Origin of the sequence: Mycobacterium sp. (assembly GCF_046095365.1) — a bacterium.
In the GTDB taxonomy this organism is placed as follows: Bacteria; Actinomycetota; Actinomycetes; order Mycobacteriales; family Mycobacteriaceae; genus Mycobacterium.
Genome location: NZ_JBJTJF010000092.1, coordinates 34,790 through 59,630 on the forward strand (window position 1 = coordinate 34,790; position 24,841 = coordinate 59,630).

A 24,841-nucleotide genomic window follows, 5' to 3' on the forward strand; every position below is an offset into this window, starting at 1 on the left:
CGCCGGTGCTACGTTGACGCGGTCGATGGCGTGGCAGGCGCGAGGAGGCGGACATGACTCAGCCGCAGGTGGACTGGGAGAGGCTGCGCGCGGCCGCCGTCGCCGCCACCGCCAATTCCTACTCGCCGTATTCGAATTTCCCTGTGGGCGTGGCCGGATTCGCCGACGACGGACGGGTGGTCTCGGGTGCGAACGTCGAGAACGCCTCCTACGGAATCACCCTGTGCGCTGAATGCTCCATGGTCTCTGCGCTTTATGCCACCGGCGGCGGGCGGCTCACGGCGGTGTACTGCGTGGACGGCAACGGCGATCCGCTGATGCCGTGCGGTCGGTGCCGCCAGTTGCTCTACGAACACGGCGGGCCCGATCTTCTGGTGATGACGCCCGAGGGCGTCCAGACGATGGCCGGGATTCTTCCCCAGGCGTTCGGGCCCTGGGATCTCGTGGAAAGGAAGCCGAGCCATGGCCGGTGACACCACTGCCGCCGGAGTCGGCGGCCAGAAGGCGAGCAAGGCCGCCTGGGCGATTCTGGCGGCGATGGGATTCGGGGCGCTCATCGCCCAGATGTTCAGCACCGTGATCGGCCCGGCGCTGCCGACCATCAAAGAGGATCTGGGACTGGGTCTTTCCGCGCAGACCTGGACGATCACCGCTTACAGCCTCGCCTTCGGCGCCGCTCTGGTGGCCGGCGGCCGGATGGGCGATCTGGTCGGCGAGGTCAGGATGATCGTCATCGGGTTCGTCATCTTCGGCGTCGGCCTGCTGATGTCCGCCATCGCCGTCGGCGGCCCGCTGATGATCAGCGGCCGGGCTGTCCAGGGCATCGGGATCGGGATCTCCGCGCCCGCAACGCTGTCCATCGTCGTCAACTCGTTCCCGCTCCGACAACGCGGGCTGGCGGTCGGGGTGTGGGGCTTCGCACACGGGTTCGGCCTGCTGCTCGGCCCGCTGTTCGCCGCCTGGATGATGGACATCGCCAGTTGGCGCTGGGTGTTCTGGGTCGCACTGCCGCTCACCGCGGCGGTGATCGCGGTGACGCTGGCCGCCACCCGCGGATATCGGAGTGTGATCTCCACAGGCAGGTACGACTGGGTGGGCCTGGTCCTCGGGGCCACCGGGATCACGCTGCTGACGTACGGCCTGCAGAACTCCTCGGTGAGCTGGACAGCCACCGGGACCTGGGGAACCATCGCCGCGGGCATCGGGTTGCTGGCCGTCTTCGGCGTGTTCGAAACCCGGATCACCCATCCCCTCGTCGATTTCAGCCTCTGGAAGGAACGGCTGTTCTCCGGCGGTTTCTTCGCCGAGAGCGCAGTCGGGTTCGTCTATATCCCGTTCCTGGTCTTCGTCGGATCGCTCTACTTCATCAACGTCTTGGGCTACAGCCCGGCCAAGGCAGCCAACGTCATCCTGATCACCACCGGTATCTGCATGGTCTTCGAGCCGCCGGCCGGGCGCTGGGTCGACAAGGTCGGGCCCGGCCTGCCGATCACCGTGTCGCTGCTGATGCAGGCCGCGGCGCTGGCCTGGATGGGACTGTTCTTCGGGCCACAGACGACGCTGGCGCAGATGGTGATTCCGCTGGCGCTCATGGGCATCGGCGTCGGCATCTCGCTGCCGGCCTGCAACACGGCGGGCATGTCGGCGGTCGACGCCGAGCGCGCCGGGATGGGTTCGGGTCTGATGCAGATGACGTTCAACATCCCGGCCGCTCTCGGGGTCGGTCTGGTCACCTCGATCATCGGCGGACTCACGGTCTCCAAGATCGGACCGGGCCTGAGTGCCGATCTTCGTGAGACCGCGGCCCGCTACGCCGACGCCGTCCAGGACGGCGACATGGGCCGCGCCGACGACGTGCTGGCCGGGTTGCCCCAGGACTCGGTGACCGCGGTCAAGAACGCCGTCGTCGGGGCGAGTTCCGGCGCGATCACCACCTCGATGCTCGTGCTGGCTTTCGTCGCGCTGGCGGGAGCGATCTTCGCCTGGGTGGTCATCGGCCGGCGCCGCACCCCCGACCACATCCAGATGACGCACGCCGCCGAAATCTAGGATTCGCGGCGGTCGAAACCCAGGTCGCCGCCGAATTGCAGGAGCAGTGCCACCATCGCGGTCCAGCCGGTCTGGTGACCGGCGCCCAGACCTCGTCCGGTGTCGCCGTCGAAGTACTCGCAGAACGGCACCAGATCCCGCCAGTGCGGGTCGCTCTGGAAGTACTCGTTGTCTCCCAGCACCGGCCGGCGACCGTCGGCGCCGCGGACGAACAGCCCGCTGAGCCGGCGGGCCATCCGGTCGGCGGCGGTGCGCAGCGGCACCCTGCCGGTCGGGTCGGCCGGATCGGGGATGGTGAATGCATCCCCCAGGAAGCGGGCGTAGGCACTGAGGGCCTGCACCAGAAGGAAATTCAGCGGCATCCATACCGGGCCGCGCCAGTTGGAGTTACCGCCGAACATCCGGGTCGGCGATTCCGCGGGCGCGTACCCGACGCTGTAGTCGCGCCCGCCGACCTGGTAGACGTAGGGGTGGTCACGGTGGTGGCGCGACAGCGACCGGATGCCGTACGGGGACAGGAACTGCTCGGGGTCGAAGACCCGGTCGAGGATGTCGGCCAGTCGGTCGGGCCGGACCACCGCCAGCATGAAGTGGGTGCCGTCGCCGCCGCTGAGACGGATGCGGACGTCGCGATCGGTGTGTTCGTAGATGCGGGAGAGCTCGTCGAGCAGCCGGCTCATCGTGCCGACCGCGTCGGTCTCGGTCATCGGCACCGCGATGCCGGCGAACAGCGGGACGATGGCCTGCAGCGAGAACACCTCCAGTGAGCGGCAGGTGCCGTCGGCCAGTTCGATGACGTCGTGGTAGAAACCGGTGCGCTCGTTCCAGAAACTGACGTGCCCGGCGCCCTTCTCCAATGCGTTGGCCACCAGCCAGGCGTCCCAGACCCAGCGGCCGAACATCTGCAGGTAGCCGGGATCCTCGCGGGACAGTTCGATGGTGATCTCCAGCAGGTGGAAGATCAGGGCGGCCATCCACGCCGTGCCGTCAACCTGGGCCAGGGTGCCGCCGGTCGGCAGCGGCTTGTCGCGGTCGAACACCCCGATGTTGTCCATGCCGAGGAATCCGCCGCCGAACACCCCGCGGTCCTGGCCGTCCCTCTGGTTGAGCCACCACATCGCGTGCAGACTCGCCGAGCGGTACACCTCGGCGAGGAACTCACGGTCACCGACACCGGTGTGCATCCGGTCGAGCCGGTAGACCTGCCATGCCGCCCATGCGTGCACCGGCGGGTTCGTGTCGCCGAAGGACCACTCGTAGGCGGGGATCTGTCCGTGCGGGTGCTGGGTCGTCGACTTCAGCAGCAACAGCACCTGCTGCTTGGCGAGTTCCGGGTCGATCAGGGCCAGCGCGACGCAGTGGAAGGCCAGGTCCCAGGCCGCGAACCAGGGGTACTCCCAGGCGTCGGGCATCATGATGACGTCGGTGAGTACGAAGTGCTGCCAGTCGCTGTTGCGTCCGGTCCAGCGCTGCCCGGGCGGAACCGGTTGCGCCGGATCGCCTTTGAGCCAGCGGCGTACCTGATAGTTGTAGAACTGCTTGCACCAGAGCAACCCGGCGAGCGCCTGACGCTGGACGACACGTTCGTCGGCGGTGAGCTCCGGGGACGCCACCGAGTCGTAGAACTCGTCGGCCTCGGCGCGTCGGGCGGCCAGCACCGCATCGGCGTCGTCGAACGGCAGCAGAAGCTCCGCCGGGGAGAATCGGATGGTGACGATCAGGTCCGTTCCCGGGTCCAGCGTCGCCGAAACGTGGGCGGCGACCTTGCTGCCCTCGCACTCGCTGACCGCGTCGAGCGCTCCGGACACGACGTAGTCGCCGATCCCGTCCTTGGTGGTGACCGACGCGTTGGCGGATCCGAACAACATCTCGGCGTTGGTCTCGTTCTCGCAGAACAGCATGTCCGGAATCCCGCCGCTCGCCGCCTGCACGGCATACCAACGGTGTCCGAGGACGTGATGCTCGGTACGGGCACAACCGTTGCCGGACTTGACGATCCGCGGCGCGGAATCGGCGCCGTCCCAGGACCACGTGTTGCGGTACCACAGCTGGGGGAGAACGTGGATCGGCGCCGGGTCGGGTCCGCGGTTGGTGACCGTGATGCGGCACACCAGATCCTCCGGGGCTGCCTTGGCGTACTCGACCCGCACGTCGAAGTAGCGCTGGGCCAGCCAGTCCTCGCGCAACGCGTCGAACAGTTCGTATTCGCCGAGTTCAGGTCCGCGGTCGAGGTTGGTCCGCAACAGGTCCTGGTAGGGAAACGCCGCCTGCGGGTACTTGTAGAGCATCGCCGCGTAGGCGTGGGTGGGCAGGTTGTCGGTGTAGAACCAGTAGTCCTTGGCGTCCTCACCGTGGTTGCCCTGCTCGTTGGACAGCCCGTACGGGCGTTCCTTGAGTATCGGGTCCCTGCCGTTCCACAGCGCGAGGCCCAGGCAGATGATCTGGTCGCGGTCGCACCAGCCGGCCAGTCCGTCCTCGTTCCAGCGGTAGGCGCGGCTGCGGGCGTGTTCGAAGGGGAAGTAAGACCAGGCGTCGCCGTCGGCGCTGTAGTCCTCCCGGACCGTGCCCCAGGCGCGTTCGCTCAGGTAGGTGCCCCACCGGCGCCAGTCGGCCGAACCCGCCCTGACCTGGTCGAGACGATCGTGTTCCGCCGTCGTCACGCTAGAGCGCGAGCGCCTCGGAGACGCTGGCCCGCAGCGCGTCCAGTTCGGATCCGGCGGCAGCCTTGGCGGCGTCGACTCCGGCGTCCACCGGGACCACCACCTGCAGGTAGCACTTGAGCTTCGGCTCGGTGCCGCTCGGACGGATGATGACCCGGGCGCCGTCGAGGGTGAAGCGCAGCCCGTCGGTGGGCGGCAGGCCGTCCACCCCCTTCTCCAGGTCATCCATCCGCACCACCCCGCGCCCACCCAGCGCGGTCGGCGGATCGGCCCGCAACCGGGCCATCGCGCCGGCGATCAGCGAGGTGTCCGAAACCCGCACCGACAGTTGGCTCGTCGCGTACAGGCCGTGCCGGCGGGCAAGGTCGTCGAGCACGTCCTGTGGGCTGCGGCCCTCGGCTTTGAGCGCCGCCACCATCTCCAGCATCAACAGCGAGGCGGTGATGCCGTCCTTGTCCTTCACCGCTTCGGGGTCGCAGCAGTAGCCCAGGGCCTCCTCGTAGCCGAAGCGCAGACCGGGCACCTTCGAGATCCATTTGAACCCGGTCAGCGTGGTCGCATACCCCAGACCCGCGTCGGCGGCGATGCGTTCCAGCAGCGTCCCGGAGACGATCGACTGGGCGTACACCCCGGTCGCCGGGGCTCCGTCGCGCCGGCCGCGTTCGGCGATCCACCAGCCCAGCAGGGCGCCGACCTCGTCGCCGGTGAGCATCCGGTAGTCCCCGCCGCAGCGGATCCCGGCCGCGCAGCGATCGGCGTCGGGGTCGTTGGCGATGATGACGTCGGCGTCCTGAGCGCGGGCATCGGCCAGCGAAAGGTCCATCGCACCGGGCTCCTCCGGGTTGGGGAAGCTCACCGTCGGGAAGCGGCCGTCGGGTTCGAACTGGGCGGCGACCGCGGTCGGCGCTCCGAAGCCGGACTGCTCGACGGCACGCATGAAAACCTCGCCGCCCACACCGTGCATGGCGGTGTAGACCGCGGACACCGCACGCGGACCGCCGCCCAGCAACGAGACTGCCCGGTCGACGTAGGCATCGAGCACCGAAGCGTCCAGGGTCCGGTAGTCCTCGGAGCGCGGGATGGAACTCAGCGGGCCCACCGCGGCGATACGGGCCGAGATCTCCGAGTCCGCGGGCGGGACGATCTGGCTGCCGTCGCCGAGGTAGACCTTGTAGCCGTTGTCGTCGGGCGGGTTGTGCGAGGCGGTGACCATCACCCCGGCGTCGCAGCCTAGTTCGCGGATCGCGAAGGCCAGCACCGGCGTCGGCAATGCCGCCGGCAGGACCATCGCGGCGATTCCCGCCCCGGCCATGATCCGAGCCGTGTCCCGGGCGAAGACGTCGGAGTTGCGGCGGGCGTCATAGCCGACCACGACCGACTTTCCGCCGTTGGCGACCAGATACGCCGCCAGACCGGCGGCTGCACGGGCCACCACGACCCGGTTCATCCGGTTGCTGCCCGGCCCGAGCCGGCCGCGCAGGCCCGCGGTGCCGAACTGCAGTGTCCCGTCGAAGGAGTCGGCGAGCTCGGCAACCGAATCCTGTTCCCCTGCTTCGGCTCTGGCTATCAGTGCCGTCAGCTCCGAGGCTGTGTCTGGGTCGGGGTCCTCGGCTAACCAGGAACGCGCCGTGGCCAGCAGGGTGTCATCGAGAGCCATCAGTAGTCCCCCGCCGCCGCCTCGCCGCCGGACACGATGGCCACTGACGCCGAGGCGCCGATGCGGTCGGCGCCCGCCTTGACCATCGCGTGTGCGTCCGCTCTGGTGCGGACCGCCCCGGAGGCCTTGACGCCGAGGGTGTCTCCCACCATCGCCCGCATGAGGGCGATGTCGTGGGCGTTGGCTCCGCCGCCGCCGAACCCGGTGGAGGTCTTGACGTAGGCCGCCCCCGAGCGCAGGGCGATCAGGCAGGCGATCGCCTTCTGGTCGTCGTCGAGCATGCTGGTCTCCAGGATCACTTTGACCGGAGCGGGCCGGGCCGCGCCCACCACCCCGAGCATGTCGTCGTAGACCGCGGCGAGGTCACCGGAGAGCAGCCCGCCGATGTCGAGCACCATGTCCACCTCGTCGGCGCCCTCGGCCACCGTGATGCGGGCCTCCTCCGCTTTGGCCAGCCTGGTCATCGCCCCGAGCGGGAAACCGACCACGGTGCACACCATGACTCCGGATCCGGCCAGCAGTTCGGCGGCGGTGGGAACCCACCGGGTGTTGACGCAGACCGAGGCGAACCGGTGCTCCCTGGCCTCGTCGCACAGCGTCTGGATCGCCGCCAGGGTGGCGTCGGCCTTGAGCAGGGTGTGGTCGATACGCCCGGCGAGGTTCTCCGAGGTGCGCAGCACCTCTGGCACCTCGACCCCGTCCGGGGCGGCGCCCAGCGCGGCGGTCACCGCCTGGTTGGCCCGGTCGAAAAGTGCCGTGTAGTCGGCGACGTGGTTGTTCACAGGACTCCTCCTCGGGGAATCGTCGGTCGGTCAGCCCTGGAGCAGGCTGGCTCTGAGGTAGTTGAACAGCGCGACACCGGAGTCCTCGCTGAACTTGTGCAACTGTTCCGCGGTGGCGGTCACCTGGTCGCCCTCGAGCCGGTTGAGCAGGGTGCAGCAGATCATCCCGAATCTGGGGAAACCCCAGTGGTTGAGATAGCCGGCCAGCATCGCGCCCTCCATCTCGATGTTGCGCACCCCGTTCTCGTCGAGCCAGCGCAGCCAGGCCATCTTGGTCTCGGCGGTTTCGAAGCACACCGCGCCGTCGAGACGGAACTGCTCGAGGAAGAACTCGTTTCCGGCCACCGTCTTTCCCGAGACGATGTCGAAGTCGGTGTGTTCGTTGGCGGCGATGATCGCGTTGTAGACCGCCGGCGGAAAGCGGCCGTCGAAGCGGTACTCGCCGGATCCGCCCTTGAGCAGCCGGTAGGGCTTGAGGTCGGCCATCACTCCTTCCGAGGTGACCACCACGGTGCCGGCGGGCAACCCGACACCGCCGCTGGTGCCGACCCGGCACCAGAACACCTCGTCCATGGCGGTCAGGTTCCCGCGCTTGAGGAAGAACACCAGCCGCATGAGTTCCTGGAGCGCGATCGAAGCGCTGGGCATACCCATGCCGTGTGAGGCGAACAGCACACCCGCGGTGTAGCGGGTGACGAAGCGGTCCTCTTTGGGGAATGCCACGATCTCGGTGCCGCCGCAGATCGCGCTCCAGCGGTCGGCAAACTCCTTGATGCGGCCGCCTGATCCGGCCAGGATCACGGCCCTGACGTCGCGCAGCTTGTCCAGTACGGGGTCCGGGGACGCCATACCGAAGTGGTAGTAGACGTCTTCATGGCTGCCGTCGAGCACCCCGTCGAGGAACGCATGGTTGATGTTCTCGGTCTTCACCTGCGACCTCCCGGCTGAGTGACGCGTGGAAATCTACGCGTTGCGGGGGTGGCGCGACGGCGCTTTGACGTTCTCCCGGTCGGCGCCGCCCGGTGTGGCCTTGTTGACGGCCGGTTCGCCGCGCGGCTAGATTCGGTGGACACTGACCTGCGCAATCGCGCGAGACTGGGGTTTGCTATGCCGAGGCCGTCCAGCGGGCCGATCCGTGCCGGCCATCCGGCGGTCAGGTATGCCGTACCGGCCGCCGCGGCCGCCGCGGTCGCACTCGGCCTGTCGCTGGGGACGGATTGCACGATGGCCGTCGCCGCGGCCGACTCCGCCGGCGCCGGTGCCGACAGCGCATCGGCGCACGGGCCGGCCGCACCGCGCGGTCGGGAAGCTGCCGGCCGGAGCCGCGTCCCCCGCGCGGCCGCGGCGGTGTCCGGCCGGGCTGACCGGCGCGCCGGGCCGGTTGTCCGGCCCCGGATCGCGACGCCTCCGCTCGCAGCGACATCAGGTACCGACATCCGGCCGCCGGCGGCGGCAGTCGACGGACCCGATCCGGACGTGCGGCCGGCCCCGATGGTCGCGGCGCGCACGGCACTCGGATCCGCCACCTCGCCGGCCCTCGGCGCCAACGGGCTGTTGTCTCAGTTCAAGACGTTCTTCGGCGGCGGGTCGCTGCTCGTGCGCCGGAGCCTTTTCAACAAGCCCCCGACCGTCAACCCGGTCCAGCTGACCGGGCAGAGCGGCGGCCCGATCACCGGAACCATCGGCGCGGTCGACCCCGACGGCGACGCTCTGACCTACAAGATCACCGCAAGTCCCAGCTTCGGCACCGCGACGGTGGGCCAGGACGGCCGCTACACCTACACGCCCGGAACGGATTTCGCGGGCAACGACACCTTCGCCGTAGTCGCCAGCGACACCGGCTTCCACATCAACCTGCTCGGTGTGCGCCGCCCCTCCGGCACGACCGCGAGCGTATCGGTGACCCAGGGCAAAGCCGCGCCGCAGTTGCGCTTCCAGTTCGTCTACCGGTCCGGCTCGCAGTTGTGGTCGCCGGAGGCCCGCGGCGCGCTGGAGGCCGCGGCGGCGCGCCTGGCGTCGTACTTCGTGGTCACCTCGCCGGTGACAGTCACCTACGAGGTCACCGGGCAGTACGCGCCGCTGTCGCTGACGCTGGCCTCGGCGGGTAGTGATTTCGCCGATCCGCAGGCGGCAGGGTTCCTCAAGACCGTGGTGCAGAAGAAGATCCAGACCGGTGTCGACGCCAACGGCCCGGCCGCGGACGGCACCATCACCTGGAACTTCGGGCAGTCGTGGGCGTTCGCCGACCCCGCGGTCGGCAACCAGTTCGATTTCCAGGCGACCGCGATGCACGAACTGCTGCATACCTTCGGTTTCCTGTCCAACACCGTTCAGCCAGGCGCCAATCGCGACACGGCGTGGACGGTGTTCGACAGCTACATCGTCAATTCAGCCGGCGCCAAGGTGATTACGGGCGATTTCAAATGGAACACCGCCTACAACCCTAACCTCACCGGCGACAACGGCGGGCTGTACTTCAGCGGGCCCAATGCCGTGGCCGTGAACCGCGGGAAGGTCTCGCTGTACACGCCCCGCCAGTGGGTGCCGGGAAGTTCGGTGTCCCACCTCAACGACTTCGCGTTCTACGGACCCAACGACCAGATGATGAATGCCAAGAGCATGACGGGTCAGGGAATCCGCAAGCTGAGCGCCGTCGAGCTCGCGATCCTGCGGGACATCGGCTACCAGGTCACCGGAGGCTCCCCGGCGCTGGCGTTCCTCGGACTGGTCTTCACCCGGCGGGCGCGCCGGCGAGACTGACCCGCCCCGGACGCTGCGCCCCGGGGCGGTGCTTCGCACCCCGAGTCCGATCACAACGGGGTCCGATCACAACGGGGTCACGTCCACCGACACGTCGATGGTGCTGTTCTCGGACTCGGTGTAGATGATGCCCCGCAACGGAGGCACGTCGGCGTAGTCGCGGCCCCAGCCGACCGTGATATAGCGTTCGTCGGTCAGCTGATCGTTGGTGGGATCCATTCCCAGCCAGCGATTCTCACCGGTTCGCACCGCGACCCAGGCGTGCGTCGCGTCGACGCCGTACATCCGATCCCGGCCCGGCGGCGGATCTGTCGCCAGGTATCCCGACACGTAGCTCGCCGCGAGCCCGTTGGCGCGCAGGCAGGCGATCGCCAACCGGGCGAAGTCCTGACACACTCCCTCCCGCGCCGCCAGGACCTGACCCACGCCGGTGGACACCGTGGTCGATCCGGACCGATAGCTGAAATCGCGGAAGATCCGGCCGTTGAGGTCCGTCAGAACCTCGATCAACGGGCGGCCCGGCCCGAAGCTGGGGGCCGCGTAGGCGCGCACCGCATCGGTGATCTCCGGCGGGCGCAGGTCGAGCGCGAACTCGGCCGCCGGCACACCGTCGGCGCCCTGCGGCCGGGACAGCTCCCATGCGGCGAGGCCTGCACCGGACCGGTGGCCGTGCGGAGACTCGACCTCGACCACGGAGGTTCCGACCACCGACAGCGCGCGGTGCCGCTCGGTCACATGGAAATAGCTGCTCACATTGCCATAGGCGTCGCGGCTGGTCGATCGGTCGCTCGGCGCGGGATCGATGTCGAGGCTGAAGTCCACGCATCGCTGCCGCCCGGTGTCGCGCGGGGTGAGGTGGGCGCGACCGTAGGAACTGGTGACCACATCCGAGTAGCGGTACTCCGTTCGGTGCACGATCCGGTAGCGGCGCGCCGTCACGGCAGCACCCGCCTCTGGTCGGGCCCCCACAGCGGCTGCATGTCACCGGGCAGCGCAAGCTGCGTGCTGGTGATGACGTCCGAGAGGTCCTCCAGCGCGCTGTGCATCCCGCCCAGGAGCGCTTCCAACTCGCCGCGCCCGCCCAGGCCGTCGGTGCCCTCCAGGTCACCGGGATCGGACCGGCGCAGCCGGGCGGAAATCTCATCGACCAACCGTTCCGGACGCGACGACCCGGATGCGCCCGGCAGCGAGCGGAGGTGGCCGCGCAGCCGATCCAGCTGATAGACAAGCGATCTGGGATTGCTGTCGTCGAAAAGCAACAGTTCGGCGATGGCCGCGACGCTCGCCCGCCCGAGATTGCGCCTGCGATAGATGACCGACGACTCGCAGACGACCAGGACCGAATCGGTGATGGCCTGCTCCGCTGCCTGGATGCGTCGCACAGTAAGCGTCGAGCGCAGCAAGGCCGTCAGTGCCAGGCCCCGCTCGATCCGTTTCCCGATGTCCATCATGGTCCAGCCCGCGTCACGCACCATGGACTCCGCGGCCATGCCGGACAGCGCGAGCATGCCGGCCAGGGTCCGCTGCTGAGCGGCGGCGAGTGCGGTGTCGTCGCCGCGTTGGCGCCCGGGACGGCTTTCCGGCGGCCGGGCCGCCTGCTCGGCGAGGGTGCGCTCCACCGCGGCCAGCACCATCCAGGTGTCCCCCGACATCTGGTCGCGCACCGCCCGGGCTGCCACCGCCAGACCGTCCACCGCCTGGGCCAGGGAACCCGCCACGGCACGGTCGGCGGTCAGCGACCACAGGGTCCCCGGCGCACCGGCGACGCGTTCGGCATCGGGCACGCCGGTCGCGCTGTCGGCGCCGGCGACCTCCGAGAGGGCGCTGAGCAGGACCGGCAGGCACGCACTGGCCTGCACATCCGGCCGGTTGCGGTACTCGTGGTAGCGCTCGCGGGTCACGATCAGCAACCGGGCCAGATTCTCGGCGCGTTCGGAGTAGCGGCCTATCCAGAAGAGGTCGGACAACACCCGCGGCGAACTGACGAAGACCGCGCCGGTCGCCGGTTTGACCGACGGTGCGCTGACCACCCGCTCGACGGCCGCCCGCTCCGGGGAACGCACCCAGATGTCCTTGGCGGCAAGCTTGGTGAGAGTGAACGCGCCCGAGTCCGACCCCAGCACGTAGCCGAGACCGCCAACCATGGGCGCGTACCCGCCGCGCTGGGCGACGGTGAACAGCCGCAGCCCGACGCTGGCCGCGGACAGGCCGCCGGCCCGGTCGGTCGGCGCCGAGGAGAACTGCGGCAGTTCCTGACCGACCCACTGCGAGGGCTGCGCGCGAATCCGGTCCGCGACCTCCGAACATTGCCCCGCGGAGAGGGCGGGACCGACGATCACCTCACCGCTGACCGTGGACTTGATCAGCAGCTCGCGGAGCCGGGCGATCATCAGCGACCGCTCCCCCTCCAATCCCGCCCAGTAGTGAACCGGGGTGTCCAGCAGCGGCTTCTCGCCGAGCAGCAAGTCGCACAGCTCGGGCAGGAACCGTTGCAGCCCAGGGCTTTCGAGCACGCCGCTGCCCAGTGAATTGACCACGGCCACCGCACCCCGCCGTTGGGCTTCCACCAGGCCCGCTACCCCCAGTCGGGAGTCCGGACGCAGATCCAGCGGATCGGTGTACTCCGCGTCGACCCGGCGCAGCACGACATCGACCTGTTTGAGGGAACCCAGCGAGCGCATCCACACCTTGCCGTCACGCACCACCAGATCCGCACTCTCGACCAAGGGGAAGCCGAGTACCGTGGCCAGGTAAGCCTGGTCGAAAGCGGTCTGGGAGTGGGTTCCCGGACTGAGCACCACCACCGCGGGGTCCTCGGCCGACTCCGGTGCGGCGTCGATCAGGCCCAGCCGCATCGCCTGGGCGAACGGGGCCGCCGGCCTGGGCCGGATCCGCTCGTAGATATCGGGGATGGCACGGGCCACCGCCCGGCGGTCGGCCAGCGCGTACCCGGCACCCGACGGCGCCTGGGTCCAGTCGGCGTTGACCAGAAACCGTCCGTCGGCGGCACGGCTGAGGTCGCAGCCCAGCATGAACAGCTGATGCGGGCCGGGATTGCGGATGCCGCGGACGGCGCGGATGTAGCCGGGGTGCGCGAACACCAGCTCCGGCGGCAGCACTCCGCTGGTGAGCGCTCGCTGCTCGCCGTAGAGATCGCCGAGCACCGCATCCAGCAGCCTGGAGCGCTGGACCACTCCCGACTCCAGGGCGTGCCAGTCCCCGGCCGACATCATCAGCGGGATGCCGTCGAGGCGCCACGGCCCGGGCATGGCGATACCCTGTGGGTCGGTCCCGGCCTGCGGGTCGCGGCCGAGGTCGATGTAGGTGATGCCGTCGTTGTCGACCAGGGTGCTCAGCACCTCGCTGAGCCGGTCCAGCCCGTCCCGGCCGCGATCCCCGATGAGCTCGCCCAACTCGCGCCAGTGCGGCCGGACCTCACCGGCGGCGTCGATCAGCTCGTCATAGCCCGTGCTGCCGGCGCCACGCACCTCGAACAGCGCCTCCTGGGCCCGGGCTGCCCGGTAACCCTCGAGCAGCCGGTCCGGGTCGCGGCGGCCGGCGCCGGCATGGGCGGTCGGAAGCGGAATCTCAGCCACCGCCCCGCCGCCGGCCGTGGCGGCGGCGCGCCGCACCGCCGGCCGAAGGTTCGCCGGGCACCGGTGCCGAACCGCCGATCGCCGGTCGGGCATAATGTCGGGCAGACAATGTCATAGCTGCGCAAACGACCCGAAGGAGCGTGCGAATGTCAGCTGTCCGACGGAGGTGGCTTCCGATCGCCGCGGTTTGCCTGACACTGCCGTTCGCGTCCGGCGGTCTGGCCGGCTGCTCGCGGGGCTCGGACACCGCGACAAAAGACTCCGGGTCGCAGGCACAGGCCTCCGAATCGGCCTCCGAGAAGCCCAAGACACCCACCACCGGCACCGCCGGGAAACTACCGACCGTAGCCGATTACATCAAGCAGAACGAGATCAGCGAGACCCCGGTCAAGGACGACCCCGACGCTCCGAACGTCGCGATGCCGGCCGTGATGGGCTGGCAGGACGCCGGCGATGCCACGCCCGAGGAGGCCTACACGGCGATCGTCAACACCGACCCCGCGTTCGAGGCCGACCCCCCGTCGATCGTGGTGGTGTTCTCGAAACTGGGCAGCAACGCCGACCCGGCCGAGATCCTCAACCTGGCGCCCAACGAGCTGAAGAACCTGGCCCAGTTCGATGACAACAAGACCTCGCCGGAAACCTTCCAGCTCTCCGGTTACGACGCGGTCCGCTACGCGGGCAGCTACCTTCGCGACGGCGAGACCCGCCTGATCGCGCAGGAGACCGTGACGATCCCCGGCGAGAACGGGCTGTACGTGATGCAGATCAACGGCGACGCGGCCACCTCCCAGGTCCAGGCTCTGACCCTGGCGTTCAACGGGATCAACGAGCAGGGCACCATCACCTTCGGCCCCCTGCCGTCGGCCCCCGGCACGTCAGGCCCGGAGAGTCCCGGTACGCAACCTGGCGGATAACGGGACCCCGACGGCCGCCTGTTTGGGATGCTGTAAAGCGTGCCGAGCCTTCCCCGCAGAATCGCTTCGGGGCTGAACGCCAAGCTGCGCAGTCCGGAGACGGCCGCCTTCGTGGCGGGTGTGGAGGGCAGCCTGACCAAACGCCGCCGCGAACAGAAGATCACCTCGGGTGCCTTTCGCGGTCTGCACGTAGTCGTCTATCGCGGGTTCGTCGCCGCCGACGTGGCCAAGGTGCGGGTTCGCGTGGTGGAGGCACCGGAGTTGCCCGGCGACAGCCGGATCCCCTACTGGGAGGTCGCCCAGGCCAACCTGCGCCGGCACGCCGCGCTGTGCATCGTCGGGACCGAGGTCGAGTTGCGCATCGGCCGGCACAGCACCACCGCCGTCACCGACAGCCGCGGCTTCGCCAACTTCTCGCTGCCGGTGCCCGGGCTGCGCACCGGGTGGCATGAGGCCCATGCCGTCACCACGCCGATCGAGGACGGCGAGTCGGCGTCGGGAACCGGCCGGGTCGTCAAGCCGTCGCTCAGGGCGCCCTTCCTGGTCATCTCCGACATCGACGACACGATCCTGCTCACCGGACTTACCGAGGGCCTCGCGATGGTGGCCCGCACCGTGCTGCGGGAGGCCAGCGAGCGGGCGGCCATCGCGGGGATGGCCTCGCTGTACCGCGGGCTGGCCCGCGGCGTGCCGACCCACGACGGCGGCCGCAAGCCGGTCCCGACCTTCTTCTACGTCTCGACCGGCAGCTGGTCCTTCTACGACGCCCTGCAGGAGTTCGTCCAGCTGCGCGGATTTCCGGTCGGCCCGATGTTCCTGACCGACTGGGGCCCGACCGAGCGATACCTGCGCCGCAGCGGCGCCGAGCACAAGCGGGCCGCCATCCGCCGGCTGCTGGAGGCCTACCCGGACATGCCGTTCGTCCTGATCGGGGACAGCGGCCAGCGGGATCCGCTCACCTACGAGGAGATGGCCCGCGAATTCCCCGACCGGGTCCGGCTGATCGTCATCCGGCAGGTCGGAGACAGCGACGACGAGCGCAATGCGGCCGTGCGAAGCCGCGCCGCCGCGCTGCGCGGCGAGGGGGTTCCGCTGCACCTGGTCACCGACGCCGAGGGCGCCGCCGAACTGGCGCACGAACTGGGGCTGTGCGACGAGGAGACCCTCGTCGAGGTCCGCGCCGAGCAGCAGTAGCCGGCTAGCGGCCCAGCGCCTTGTTGACGGCGCACCTGACTTCGTCGCGGTCCTTCTCCGGCATCCGGAACTTCGGATTGTCCTTGGCGATGGTCTGCGCCTGCGAGTAGATGTCGAGGCACGGTTTCGTGGCATTTACGGACTGGTTGTATCTGTCACCCGCGGACCGGTTCACCTGGAGGGCCCACACGGTGGCCAGCGGCGCCAGCAGTGCCAGCAGCAGGACCGCAGCCGCCGACCAGGCCGAGACCGCGGAGCGCCGCAGCGCCAGGCCCCCGCCGATCAGGGCCAGGCAGATCACGATGCTGCTGATCACCAGCAGCAGTGACGTGCTGCCCGTCACGTTCTTCGACACGAACGCGGCCGGCGTGCGAACGATGACGAAGACATTCGCGGCGAGGTAGGCCACCCCGGCCAGAATTGCCAACGGCGTCAGCGGATTTCGCCGGACGCTGGCCTCGGCGAAGAGGACACGCCCCTCCTCGACCTTCTCGACCACCACCGGATCCAGCTCATCGGAAATAGACATGGCCGCGATGCTACCTCAGGCGATCGCGTAGTCCGAAAGCGGGAACCGGTCCTGCTCCCTGACCGCGCTGCGGATCGACGTCGGACGGAACAGAGGCGCCTCGCCGCTCTCGTTGAACCAGTACGACCGCGACGCCGCGCAATTGCCCAGCACGAAAACGGAATCCGCGAGCAGATCGGTCATCCGAGCCAGGAAGCGGTCATTGGCCTCATCGGTGACCTCGAACGTCGTCGCCCCGCGGCGCTGCAACTCGCCGAACAACCGGTTCATGTGGCGCATCTGGCACTCGACGGTGTCGAACCACGACATGCCCACCCAGGCATACGGACTCGACAGCGACAGGAAGTTCGGGAACGCCGGAACCGACAGGCCCTCGTAGGCCTGGAACTTGTTCTCCCGCCACCATTTCCCGAGATTGCGCCCGTCGCGGCCGATCACCTCGATGGCCGGGAGGTTGGTGTTCCAGACATCGAATCCCGTCGCGCACACCAGGGTGTCGACCACGCGCTTGCCGCCGTCGCGACCCACCACGCCGTCGGGTTCGATGCGCTCGATACCGGCCGTCTCCAGGTGCACGTTCGGTTTGTTGAACGTGCGGTAGTAGGAGTTCGACAGGGTCGGACGCTTACAGCCGTACTGGTAGGTCGGTTTGAGCGCCCGGCGCAGCTTCCTGTCCCGCACCGAGACGAACCGGTGCAGCGCGCCGATCAGACCCACCGCCTTGTTGAAAGGCTTGAAGTACCGGTACTTCCACATCGCGATGAGCACGAGGATGTCGGTGAAGTTGTCGGTGGACTTGCGCAGGATCTGCTGGGTCAGCGGAGCCCGGTCGAAGCCCCGCTGGACGGCGGGCGCGAATCCGAAGTCCAGCTTGGGCAGCACCCAGATCGGGGTCCGCTGGTAGACGGTGAGGTCCGCGGTCTCCTTGGCGAGTTCCGGAATCAGTTGCACGCCGGTCGATCCCGTGCCGATGACGGCCACCCGACGGCCCCGCGCCGAGAAGCCGTCGTCCCACCTGGCGGCATGCAGGACCCTCCCCTCGAAGGTCTCGATCCCGGGAATGTCAGGCATGCGGGGCTGGCACAGGTATCCCGTTGCGGCGATGAGGAACCGGGCGCGCAGCGTCTCGCCGCCCGCGAGGGTGACGATCCACGCCCGGTCGTCCTCGTCCCATCGGGCGCTGTCGACGGTGGTGTTGAAGCGCATGTAGCGGCGCAGGTCGTATTTGTCGGCGACGTGCTCGGCGTAGCGCTTGAGTTCCACGCCGGGGGCGTACAGCCGCGACCAGTAGGGGTTGGGTTCGAACCAGTAGGAGTAGGTGGTCGACGGTACGTCGACGGTCAGCCCTGGGTAGTGGTTGACGTGCCAGGTTCCGCCGAGGTCGTCCTCGCGATCGACGATGGCGATGTCGTCATAACCCAGCCGGTTGAGCTGGATCGCAGCACCCATACCACCGAAACCGGCGCCGACGATGATCGCGTCGAGCTGATCGGTACTCACACCGGAATGCTAATCGGCGGCCTGAGACTCAGCCTGAGACCCGGTCTGGGCGCCGGCGCCGGCGTCCTTGGCGGCCGCGGCCGCGGCCCGGGCTGCCCGCTGGGCCGCCCGGCGCTGGTTGCCGGCAGTCGGGGTCTTGGCGGCGGACTTCGGTGCCAGGGCGGCGACGGCGGCCGCGCGGGCCTTCTTCCTGCTCTTGGCCAGACCGGCCGGGGCGTCGTCCTTGGCCGGTTTCGCGTCGGCAGCCGGCGCCGCGGCGAGGGCGGCCGCGGGCGCCGGATCTGCCTCGGCGGCGGAAGCGCCGACCAGGGTTGCCGGCGGGGTGGCCGCAGCCGGCGGGGTCACCTCGGTCAGTCCCGGACCGCCCGGATTCGCGGGGTCGCAGGTCGGGCACAGCTGCTTGATGAACGGGGTGAACAGCGGGGTCAGCGCGGTGTACGGCCAGCCCTTGAGCAGGAAGCTCTTCGGGACGAACGGGTAGAAGCCCAGCTTGGACGCGGCGCCCAACCGGGCCAGCGCGGCCCGGACCTCGGCCCCGGTGACCCGCTCGGGGGTGTTCAGTGCCGGGTCGGCGTTGAGGTAGTTGGCCACCGAGTTGAAGGAGTCGGCGAGGTTCATCTTGACGTAGGCGCCCGACCACGGCAGTTCGGCGCCGGTCGAGCCGGGGATCTCCTCGCCGATGGCGGCTTCCTCTTCGCTGATGGGGTCGTAGATGGTCGGGAAGGTGTAGCCCGAGGCCAGCGTGCGGAACGGTGCCTTGAACATCACGTTGAGAATCGCGCCGAAGTCCTCGCAGGTCGGCCCGACGTTGCCGGTGCAACCGGGATTGGTCGGCAGGTTCGCCCGCGCCCACCAGGAAAGCTGGTCTCCCAGCGGGTGGGACAGCGCCTTGAAGGGGATGGCCAGGTTGACCAGCGCGGCGACCTTGAGCGGGTCGGCCGGGTCGAAGCCCAGCGCGTTGGTCGAGGTGTAGACCCACCAGCTGCCGGTCTGCTCCAGCGCGTAGGACAGGTCGTTGAGACCGTCGACGACGGCCCGCGGGATGCTGGCGACGGCGGTGAGGATGTTCGCCGCGATGTTGGCCGCCGACATGGCGTTCTGGTTCAGGGCGACTGCGGTGTAGGTCTGCTTGGCCCAGATGTCGCAACCGTCGGTGTGGTAGCCGGAGCACGCCTGGCCGGCCGCCGTCAGGCTCACGGCCGCCTGAACGGCGCGGGTCTCGGCCTGGTGCACCGGCGGCGCCAACTGGGCGGCGGTGACGGCGAACGCCCCCGCCAGGGCAACGCCCGTCGAGACGTAGGAACGCGCAGCAGCAGGCATTGATGGACCCTTTCCGGGCTCGGTGAACAGGCGTTAGCAGGGACTCTAACGAAATTATCAGGATCGGGCAAACCGCGGCGCGCCGCGTCCCCCGGCCGTAATCGTCCTGGCTAGAGCCCGCGACCGGTCAGCCAGGTGTCGATGTGTTCGGCCACCGCGGCCCAGCCCGGCTCCAGCATCATGTCGTGCCCCATGCCGGGGAACAGGACCGGCTCGGTCCGGTAGGCCCGGGCGGTGGCGCGGACCTCGTGCCGGGTGACGGCGCCGTCCTCGAGTGCTCCCAGAACCAGCATCGGGGCCCGCACCCGCCCCGGCCGCGGCAACCGCACCACGCCGTCCAGCCCCGCCCGGGCGCTCTCCTCCTGCAGCAGTCCGGCGTAGTGCCGCACCAGCGGCTCCGGGGTGTTCGGCGAGAAGAACCGCTCGCGGGCCAGTTCCGGGGTGCTGACGTAGGGCAGCGAGTGGCCGGTGACGGTGAGCTTCGCGAAATGCCAGGGGTGCCGCCTGATCCAGCGCAACCCGGACCGAAGGTAGCCCTGCGGCGGCATGGACGCCATCAGCACCGCCGCCGGGGCGGGGTTGGACTCCAGGTACTTCTGCACGATCACCCCGCCCATCGAGTGGCCGATCACCACGGGCGGGCTCGGCAGCCCGCGGGCCACCGACGCGACGTCGTCGACGTAGTCCGCGAACGACAGGTCGCGCAGCCGCCGCCCGGAGGGACTGGCACCGTGTCCGCGCAGGCTCAGTGCCAGCGCGCGGTATCCCCGATCGGCGAAGTACCCGAGGAAGTTCTCGCTCCAGCACCACGCGGCGTGCCACGCGCCGTGCACGAAGAGCAGCGGAGTGGGGTGCGACGGGCCGGCGCGGCCCTCGTCGATGACCTCAAGCATTGCGATCAGGGTAGGGCCCGGCACCCAATAGGATCGTCAGCCACCGCAACTCGACGGATCGGCAGTCATGAGCCTTCCCACACCAGACGTCGGCGCCGTCGTCGTCACCGGCGCATCCTCGGGCATCGGCGCCGAGATCGCCCGGGGGCTCGGTCGCCGGGGCTATCACCTGGTGCTGGTGGCCCGGCGCGCCGACCGGCTCGTCGAACTCGCCGACGAACTCGGTCCGGCAGTGGACGCCGAGGTGCTTCCGATGGATCTCGCCGACGCCGCCGCACGGGCCCGGCTGGCCGCCCGGATCACCGCATCGGCGCCCGCCGGGCTGGTCAACAGCGCCGGCTTCGGCACCAACGGCCTGTTCCAGTCGCTTCCGCCGGACCGGGAGAGCGAGCAGGTCACGGTGAATGCGCTGGCTCTGACGGAACTCACCCGAGCGGCGCTGCCCGGGATGATCGCCCGTGGGTCCGGCGCGGTCCTCAATATCGGGTCGATCGCCGGCTTCCAGCCGCTGCCCGACGCGGCGGTGTACTCCGCAACCAAGGCGTTCGTCCAGACGTTCTCCGAGGCGGTGCACGAGGGGCTGCACGGAACCGGGGTTTCCTGCACGGTGCTGTGCCCGGGCCCGGTGCCGACCGAGTGGTGGGAAATCGCCGGCGCCCCGATCACCGGGGCCGGCCTCGGCGCGATGACCACGCCGGTACACGAGGTCGCCGACGCCGCGATCGCCGGGATTCAGGAGGGCAGGCGGGTTGTGGTGCCGGGCCTGGGCCCCAAACTGATGGGCGCCGGCGGCCGGTTCGCCCCGCGGGGAATCCTGCTGCCGGCCCTGCGCCGGGCCGCGCGGCGGCGGTCCTAGCTCAGCGGTCCAGCCACACGCGGTTGCCGTAGGTGTCGAGGTGGACCACCTCGTTGACAGGCCTGCGGGTCGTCGGGCCGTAGCGGCCGCGAGGCCAGCCCATCGGCACGATGCAGCACGGCGTGACCGAGGTCGGCAGGCCCAGGATCCGGCGGGCCGAGGCCAGGCTCCACAGCGGCAGGGTGATCAGCGAGGCCCCCAGACCCATGCAGCGGGCGGCCAGCAGCAGGTTCTGCACGCTGGGATAGATCGACCCGAAGAAACCCGACACCGCGGCGTGCGGCATCGGCAGGTAGGGCACCCGCCCCTCCTTGACCGTCAGTCGCAGACAGGCCACCACCAGAACGGGGAGATCGGCGAAATGGTCGACCTGCCACTGCACGGCGCGGGCGGTCTTGGCCATCGACTCGTCGTGCTCGGCGACCTTGCGGATGACGGTGCGGTAGTAGACGTTCCAGGCCTGCCGGTAACGCCGTGCGAGTTTCGCCTTGACCACCGGATCCTTGACGACGATGAACTCCCAGTTCTGCCCGTTGGCCCCGGTCGGCGCGCGCAGCGCCAACTCGATGCAGCGCAGGACCAGGGTGTCGTCGACCGGGTCGGGCCGCAACCGGCGAACCGCACGCTGGGTCATCATCGCCTCGACCATCGCCGCGTCCAGACGGGCGAGGGCTTCCGCCGTGGTGGGCACCGGCCCCGACCCGTCGGCGAGCACACCCGGCTGATCAGTCAGTCTCGTCCGCCGTGCCGGATATCCAGCGGGTCGTGAAGCGTTGCACGCCGGGGATCTCCTCGACGATCTTGGAGCTGATGTACTTCTCGATCTGCCCGCCGAGCAGTGGGACCTTGACCGTGAGGGTGCCGGCGAACCGGAGCAGCGAACCTTGGACGGTCGGGGACACCGTGGCTGTGGCGGTGCCCGATATAGGTGCTCCGGTGGTGCGCATCGCGACGTCGGCGCGCAACTCCTCGCCCGCGCGGCGCCAGGTCTCCTGCCGGATGACTTTGAGGTCGCCGGGGATGGCTTTGGCGATGAATCCCGGCATCGCGTCGTTGCGCATGTCCTGAGTGGTCCGCACCAGCACCGTGCCCTCGCCGTCGACGTCGAGGCAGTCCAGCGCGATGCTGCCGCGACCGTATTCCAGCAGCCGGGCCCGCCAGTAATCCTCGCTGCGGAAGGCCTCGTGCACCTCGGCGACACTGGCCGTGCTCGGGGTCGACACCTCGAACCGACGCGGCACCGCCGTCACTCCCCCCGCCCGGACGTGCGGGCGCCCCCCGCGGCCACCCGTTCGGCGAGTTCGGCGGCGAAGCGCCGGGTCTCGTCGAGCTGGGTCTCGCTGACGTTGGTGGCCGGGATGCGCACGCCCAGGTACTTCTCGCGGTACTGCCCCGACCCGAGGTAGCTCGTCAGCGACAGCATCGAGCGCAACTGGTCCCCGGGGTAGCCGAAGTGGATCCCGCCCTCGTAGCGGCCGCCGGCCTTCTCGGCGAGTTTGCGCACGGCGTTGAGGTTCTCCTTCCAGTACCGGCGGCAGACCACGAAGACCGCGAACGGCTTGCCGTTGAGCAGCGGACGCGCCTCGGGGGATTTCAGGAAGGACCGCAGCGGCATGCTGACGTCGCGCCACCAGGTGGGCGAGCCGATGCAGATCAGGTCGTAGTCGCTGCGGCGCACCTCGTCGGGCGTGCGGATCTGTCCGGTCACCTTCATCGTCTGGGCGGGCAGCATGCCGAGGAAGTCCCGCCACATGTGGTTCATCGGGAACCGCGAGAACCGTTCGGCATAGCGCGGGTCGGTGAACTCGATGGGCGCGGCGTGCACCTCGAATCCCCGCTCCGCGAAGACCTCCCCCGCGGCTTCCAGCACCTTGCGGGCCTGGCCGGTGTAGCTGTAGTAGAGCAGGAGCACCCGGCCCGGCCGGCCGGCCCCGCCATCCTCGGTCACGTCCCCCACGCTCCTCTCACGGGCCGGCCGCGGGCGGATTTCGCACCGGCAAACGACTACGCATACTCTCACACGGGTGAGCGACAGAGTTGCCGTGAACCTGACGGGTCCGGCCAAGACGATGCTCTCGACGCTGTACCTGAAGGCCCTCGACGCCCGCCTGAAACGTCCCGTCCTGGGCGACAGGTTCGCCGGGGACGCGGTCGCGCGCATCGACTTCGACTGGAGCGCACTGGAAATGGGCGCCGGCTGGGCGCCGCTGTGCACGGTCCGCACCGCGCAGTACGACATCTGGGCGCGCCGCTTCCTGGCCCGCCACCCGCGCAGCACGGTGGTGCACCTGGGATGCGGCCTGGACGCCCGGGTGTTCCGGATCGACCCCGGTCCGGGAGTCGAGTGGTACGACGTCGACTTCCCGGAGGTGATCGCCCTGCGCGAGAAGGTGTATCCGGGGCGGCCCGACTACCATCTGACGGCCACCTCGGCGACCGACCCGTCCTGGGTCGACCGGATACCGGCCGACGAGCCGGTGCTGTTCCTGGCCGAGGGCATCAGCATGTATCTGACCGAGGACGAGGGCATCGCGCTGCTGCGCCGGGTGGTCGGGCACTTCGGATCCGGCGAGGTGCAGATCGACTTCTTCAACTGGCTGGCGATCAAGTCGCAGAAGACCCAGACGCTGGTGCGCAACTCCGGCTCGACGCTGCACTGGGCGGTCAATTCCCCGCGCGAGGTTCTGGCCCGGGTGCCGGGACTGCGGCTGCGGGAGTCGGCCAACTTCTTCGACGCCAGCACCTTCAGCAGGGTCCCGGCCCGCTACCGCGGGGTGAAGCGGGCTGCCCGGCTCGCGCCCGCGCTGCGCAAGGCGCTGCAGTACCACGTCTACGAGTTCGGCCCGCGCGGCTGAGGCCGGGTGGCCGGCCGCCTCAGGCCTGCCTGGCCGCAACCTGACGCAGCAGCGCCTCGATGGCGGCGATCCGCTGCCGCGGGTCCGGGCCCTGCGAGTGGTACTCGATCTCCAGGTGCCCGCCGAAGATCTTGGCGGTGTAGATCTCGATGCCGGCGCCGACGGCGAAGTACAGCTCGCCGTGGCTGCCGGTCACCTCCAGGCCGGGCGGTGTCGGGATGGCCGGGACGATGCCGTTGTCGGTGAACATCACCACGTCGGGCAGGCCCGGCGCGTTGCCGGCGTACTGCGGGCTGAAGTGCAGGAAGGACTGCTGGATCACGCCGTCGGCGATGTCGTTCTTGAACGTCTCGTTGATGTCGCGGGCCAGGTCCGCGACGTCGGTGTCCTTGCGGATCTGGGCGAGATAGGTGGCGATACCGACCGGGTTGGTGCTCTCGGTGGCCGACACCGGCGGCGAGAGCACATAGCGCAGGTCCACCGGGTAGACGTAGGGCACCGGGATGTTGGGGGTTTCGCGGACCTGCCACTCCGCGGTCAGGATGACCGCCGACAGCAGGCTGTTCAGCCCGAGCTTGTTGGCCCGGCAGAAGTCGATGATCTTCTCGCTCTCCGCGATGCCGAGGGTGCATGAGACCATCGGAATCAGTTGTGGCACAGCCGGGTTGGTCTCGGATGCGGCCCGGCGCGACGGCGGAAGTTCGTATTTGAACAGCGCGGGCAGGAACCGCTCCAGCCCGGAGCGCTCCCGCTTGCCCACACCCCGGTCGGCGAGCACCTTCTCCAGCGAGTCCGGCACCGGGTGCACGGTGACCGGCCGGGCCGTGCCGGTGGTCACCAGGTCGGTGTAGAACAGGAACAGTTCCTCGATCAGGCTGAACTGGTGGTGGCCGTCGGCCAGGCTGTGGTGGATGTAGAACGTGGGCTGGGCCCGCCCGTCCCGCACGATCACCCGCAGCTGGACGAAGGCGGCGGTCTGGTCGAACAGCGGTGCCGGTGCCGTCTGGTCGGGACCGTGCAGTTCGATCACCTCGAGGCCGGGGTGCATCAGTTCGTCGAGGACGATCTCCCAGCGCCCGTCCGGGGCCTTCTCCAGATGCCCGTTGAGCACCGGATGGGCCTGCAGCAGCAGGTCGAAGGCGTCCTGCAGGGCGTCGATGTCGAGGGTTCCCTCGATGTGGGCGGCCAGGCCGACGAAGTTCTGGGTCTCGGCGAACATCTCCTCGCTGCGCGCCAGTTTGCGAATTCCCGCTGAGGCAAACACGCCCTACAA

21 protein-coding genes are annotated in these 24,841 nt (G+C 69.4%); 7 read left to right on the top strand and 14 right to left on the bottom strand.

What is annotated here, in order from left to right; all coding sequences use genetic code 11:
• Positions 1 to 53 precede the first annotated feature (53 nt).
• A complete protein-coding gene (locus ACKOQ4_RS08040) occupies positions 54 to 473 on the top strand; it encodes a cytidine deaminase (protein ID WP_526290602.1) in 420 nt (139 codons plus the stop codon).
• Entirely contained in the window at positions 463 to 2,049 is a 1,587-nt protein-coding gene (locus tag ACKOQ4_RS08045) for an MFS transporter (RefSeq protein ID WP_526290604.1), read from the top strand. The genes ACKOQ4_RS08040 and ACKOQ4_RS08045 overlap by 11 nt, the downstream gene beginning before the upstream one ends.
• Here the strand turns inward: ACKOQ4_RS08045 and ACKOQ4_RS08050 are convergent.
• From ACKOQ4_RS08050 to ACKOQ4_RS08065, 4 genes are read right to left on the bottom strand one after another with little or no spacing between them, the layout of a single operon-like run.
• Positions 2,046 to 4,709, bottom strand: a complete 2,664-nt coding sequence (locus ACKOQ4_RS08050) for an MGH1-like glycoside hydrolase domain-containing protein (protein WP_526290606.1) — start codon at positions 4,707 to 4,709, stop codon at positions 2,046 to 2,048. The two genes, ACKOQ4_RS08045 and ACKOQ4_RS08050, sit on opposite strands and share 4 nt — an antisense overlap.
• A 1-nt stretch (position 4,710) precedes the next feature.
• Positions 4,711 to 6,366, bottom strand: a complete 1,656-nt coding sequence (locus ACKOQ4_RS08055) for a phospho-sugar mutase (protein ID WP_526290608.1) — start codon at positions 6,364 to 6,366, stop codon at positions 4,711 to 4,713.
• On the bottom strand, positions 6,366 to 7,148 hold the full coding sequence (deoC, locus tag ACKOQ4_RS08060; RefSeq protein WP_526290610.1) for a deoxyribose-phosphate aldolase: 783 nt from the start codon (positions 7,146 to 7,148) through the stop codon (positions 6,366 to 6,368). Before deoC ends, ACKOQ4_RS08055 begins: the two co-directional genes overlap by 1 nt.
• Positions 7,149 to 7,178: 30 nt before the next feature.
• Positions 7,179 to 8,078 (bottom strand): uridine phosphorylase, encoded by a 900-nt coding sequence (locus ACKOQ4_RS08065; protein WP_526290612.1) that lies wholly within the window; start codon positions 8,076 to 8,078, stop codon positions 7,179 to 7,181.
• Positions 8,079 to 8,255: 177 nt separating this feature from the next.
• On the opposite strand from ACKOQ4_RS08065, the gene ACKOQ4_RS08070 reads away from it, so the two are divergent.
• Positions 8,256 to 9,908 (top strand): Ig-like domain-containing protein, encoded by a 1,653-nt coding sequence (locus ACKOQ4_RS08070; RefSeq protein WP_526290614.1) that lies wholly within the window; start codon positions 8,256 to 8,258, stop codon positions 9,906 to 9,908.
• Positions 9,909 to 9,974: 66 nt separating this feature from the next.
• Here the strand turns inward: ACKOQ4_RS08070 and ACKOQ4_RS08075 are convergent, their stop codons facing one another.
• A complete protein-coding gene (locus ACKOQ4_RS08075) occupies positions 9,975 to 10,847 on the bottom strand; it encodes a transglutaminase-like domain-containing protein (RefSeq protein WP_526290616.1) in 873 nt (290 codons plus the stop codon).
• Positions 10,844 to 13,495 carry a circularly permuted type 2 ATP-grasp protein gene (locus ACKOQ4_RS08080; protein ID WP_526290656.1) on the bottom strand — a complete coding sequence of 884 codons (2,652 nt, stop codon included), beginning with the start codon at positions 13,493 to 13,495 and terminating at the stop codon, positions 10,844 to 10,846. Before ACKOQ4_RS08080 ends, ACKOQ4_RS08075 begins: the two co-directional genes overlap by 4 nt.
• Positions 13,496 to 13,650: 155 nt before the next feature.
• Between ACKOQ4_RS08080 and ACKOQ4_RS08085 the strand changes: the two genes are divergently transcribed.
• Both ACKOQ4_RS08085 and ACKOQ4_RS08090 read left to right on the top strand, forming a co-directional pair.
• On the top strand, positions 13,651 to 14,421 hold the full coding sequence (locus ACKOQ4_RS08085) for an LpqN/LpqT family lipoprotein (protein ID WP_526290618.1): 771 nt from the start codon (positions 13,651 to 13,653) through the stop codon (positions 14,419 to 14,421).
• A 39-nt stretch (positions 14,422 to 14,460) separates the two neighbouring features.
• Positions 14,461 to 15,615, top strand: a complete 1,155-nt coding sequence (locus tag ACKOQ4_RS08090; protein ID WP_526290620.1) for an App1 family protein phosphatidate phosphatase — start codon at positions 14,461 to 14,463, stop codon at positions 15,613 to 15,615.
• Positions 15,616 to 15,619: 4 nt separating this feature from the next.
• On the opposite strand, the gene ACKOQ4_RS08095 is transcribed toward ACKOQ4_RS08090, so the two are convergent.
• The 4 genes from ACKOQ4_RS08095 to ACKOQ4_RS08110 form a co-directional block, all read right to left on the bottom strand.
• The gene (locus ACKOQ4_RS08095) at positions 15,620 to 16,144 is read right to left on the bottom strand and encodes a hypothetical protein (RefSeq protein ID WP_526290622.1); all 525 of its coding nucleotides are present in this window, start codon (positions 16,142 to 16,144) and stop codon (positions 15,620 to 15,622) included.
• A 15-nt stretch (positions 16,145 to 16,159) separates the two neighbouring features.
• The gene (locus ACKOQ4_RS08100) at positions 16,160 to 17,644 is read right to left on the bottom strand and encodes a flavin-containing monooxygenase (protein ID WP_526290624.1); all 1,485 of its coding nucleotides are present in this window, start codon (positions 17,642 to 17,644) and stop codon (positions 16,160 to 16,162) included.
• Positions 17,645 to 17,653: 9 nt separating this feature from the next.
• Complete coding sequence (locus tag ACKOQ4_RS08105; protein ID WP_526290626.1) at positions 17,654 to 18,964, bottom strand: hypothetical protein; 1,311 nt, start codon at positions 18,962 to 18,964, stop codon at positions 17,654 to 17,656.
• Between the two features lie 110 nt (positions 18,965 to 19,074).
• On the bottom strand, positions 19,075 to 19,857 hold the full coding sequence (locus ACKOQ4_RS08110) for an alpha/beta hydrolase (protein ID WP_526290628.1): 783 nt from the start codon (positions 19,855 to 19,857) through the stop codon (positions 19,075 to 19,077).
• Between the two features lie 67 nt (positions 19,858 to 19,924).
• On the opposite strand from ACKOQ4_RS08110, the gene ACKOQ4_RS08115 reads away from it, so the two are divergent.
• The gene (locus ACKOQ4_RS08115) at positions 19,925 to 20,713 is read left to right on the top strand and encodes an SDR family NAD(P)-dependent oxidoreductase (protein ID WP_526290630.1); all 789 of its coding nucleotides are present in this window, start codon (positions 19,925 to 19,927) and stop codon (positions 20,711 to 20,713) included.
• A gap of 1 nt (position 20,714) precedes the next feature.
• On the opposite strand, the gene ACKOQ4_RS08120 is transcribed toward ACKOQ4_RS08115, so the two are convergent.
• The 3 genes from ACKOQ4_RS08120 to ACKOQ4_RS08130 all read right to left on the bottom strand — a co-directional run bounded on the left by ACKOQ4_RS08120 (position 20,715) and on the right by ACKOQ4_RS08130 (position 22,661).
• Positions 20,715 to 21,362, bottom strand: a complete 648-nt coding sequence (locus tag ACKOQ4_RS08120; protein ID WP_526290658.1) for a nitroreductase family protein — start codon at positions 21,360 to 21,362, stop codon at positions 20,715 to 20,717.
• A 76-nt stretch (positions 21,363 to 21,438) separates the two neighbouring features.
• Positions 21,439 to 21,954 (bottom strand): DUF2505 family protein, encoded by a 516-nt coding sequence (locus ACKOQ4_RS08125; protein WP_526290632.1) that lies wholly within the window; start codon positions 21,952 to 21,954, stop codon positions 21,439 to 21,441.
• Positions 21,955 to 21,959: 5 nt separating this feature from the next.
• Entirely contained in the window at positions 21,960 to 22,661 is a 702-nt protein-coding gene (locus ACKOQ4_RS08130) for a flavodoxin family protein (RefSeq protein ID WP_526290634.1), read from the bottom strand.
• A 76-nt stretch (positions 22,662 to 22,737) separates the two neighbouring features.
• Here ACKOQ4_RS08130 and ACKOQ4_RS08135 point away from each other — a divergent pair, with 76 nt between their 5' ends.
• The gene (locus tag ACKOQ4_RS08135) at positions 22,738 to 23,568 is read left to right on the top strand and encodes a class I SAM-dependent methyltransferase (protein WP_526290636.1); all 831 of its coding nucleotides are present in this window, start codon (positions 22,738 to 22,740) and stop codon (positions 23,566 to 23,568) included.
• A gap of 19 nt (positions 23,569 to 23,587) precedes the next feature.
• Here the strand turns inward: ACKOQ4_RS08135 and ACKOQ4_RS08140 are convergent, their stop codons facing one another.
• The gene (locus ACKOQ4_RS08140) at positions 23,588 to 24,832 is read right to left on the bottom strand and encodes a phthiocerol/phthiodiolone dimycocerosyl transferase family protein (RefSeq protein WP_526290638.1); all 1,245 of its coding nucleotides are present in this window, start codon (positions 24,830 to 24,832) and stop codon (positions 23,588 to 23,590) included.
• Between the last annotated feature and the right edge of the window lie 9 nt (positions 24,833 to 24,841).

Excerpts from the sequence above, each read along its gene's own strand:
- ACKOQ4_RS08120 (WP_526290658.1), bottom strand. The coding sequence starts at position 21,362 with ATGGTCGAGGCGATGATGACCCAGCGTGCGGTTCGCCGGTTGCGGCCC.
- ACKOQ4_RS08110 (WP_526290628.1), bottom strand. The coding sequence starts at position 19,857 with ATGCTTGAGGTCATCGACGAGGGCCGCGCCGGCCCGTCGCACCCCACT.
- ACKOQ4_RS08105 (WP_526290626.1), bottom strand. The coding sequence starts at position 18,964 with ATGCCTGCTGCTGCGCGTTCCTACGTCTCGACGGGCGTTGCCCTGGCG.
- ACKOQ4_RS08095 (WP_526290622.1), bottom strand. The coding sequence starts at position 16,144 with ATGTCTATTTCCGATGAGCTGGATCCGGTGGTGGTCGAGAAGGTCGAG.
- ACKOQ4_RS08055 (WP_526290608.1), bottom strand. The coding sequence starts at position 6,366 with ATGGCTCTCGATGACACCCTGCTGGCCACGGCGCGTTCCTGGTTAGCC.
- ACKOQ4_RS08070 (WP_526290614.1), top strand. The coding sequence starts at position 8,256 with ATGCCGAGGCCGTCCAGCGGGCCGATCCGTGCCGGCCATCCGGCGGTC.
- ACKOQ4_RS08045 (WP_526290604.1), top strand. The coding sequence starts at position 463 with ATGGCCGGTGACACCACTGCCGCCGGAGTCGGCGGCCAGAAGGCGAGC.
- ACKOQ4_RS08040 (WP_526290602.1), top strand. The coding sequence starts at position 54 with ATGACTCAGCCGCAGGTGGACTGGGAGAGGCTGCGCGCGGCCGCCGTC.
- ACKOQ4_RS08085 (WP_526290618.1), top strand. The coding sequence starts at position 13,651 with ATGTCAGCTGTCCGACGGAGGTGGCTTCCGATCGCCGCGGTTTGCCTG.
- ACKOQ4_RS08115 (WP_526290630.1), top strand. The coding sequence starts at position 19,925 with ATGAGCCTTCCCACACCAGACGTCGGCGCCGTCGTCGTCACCGGCGCA.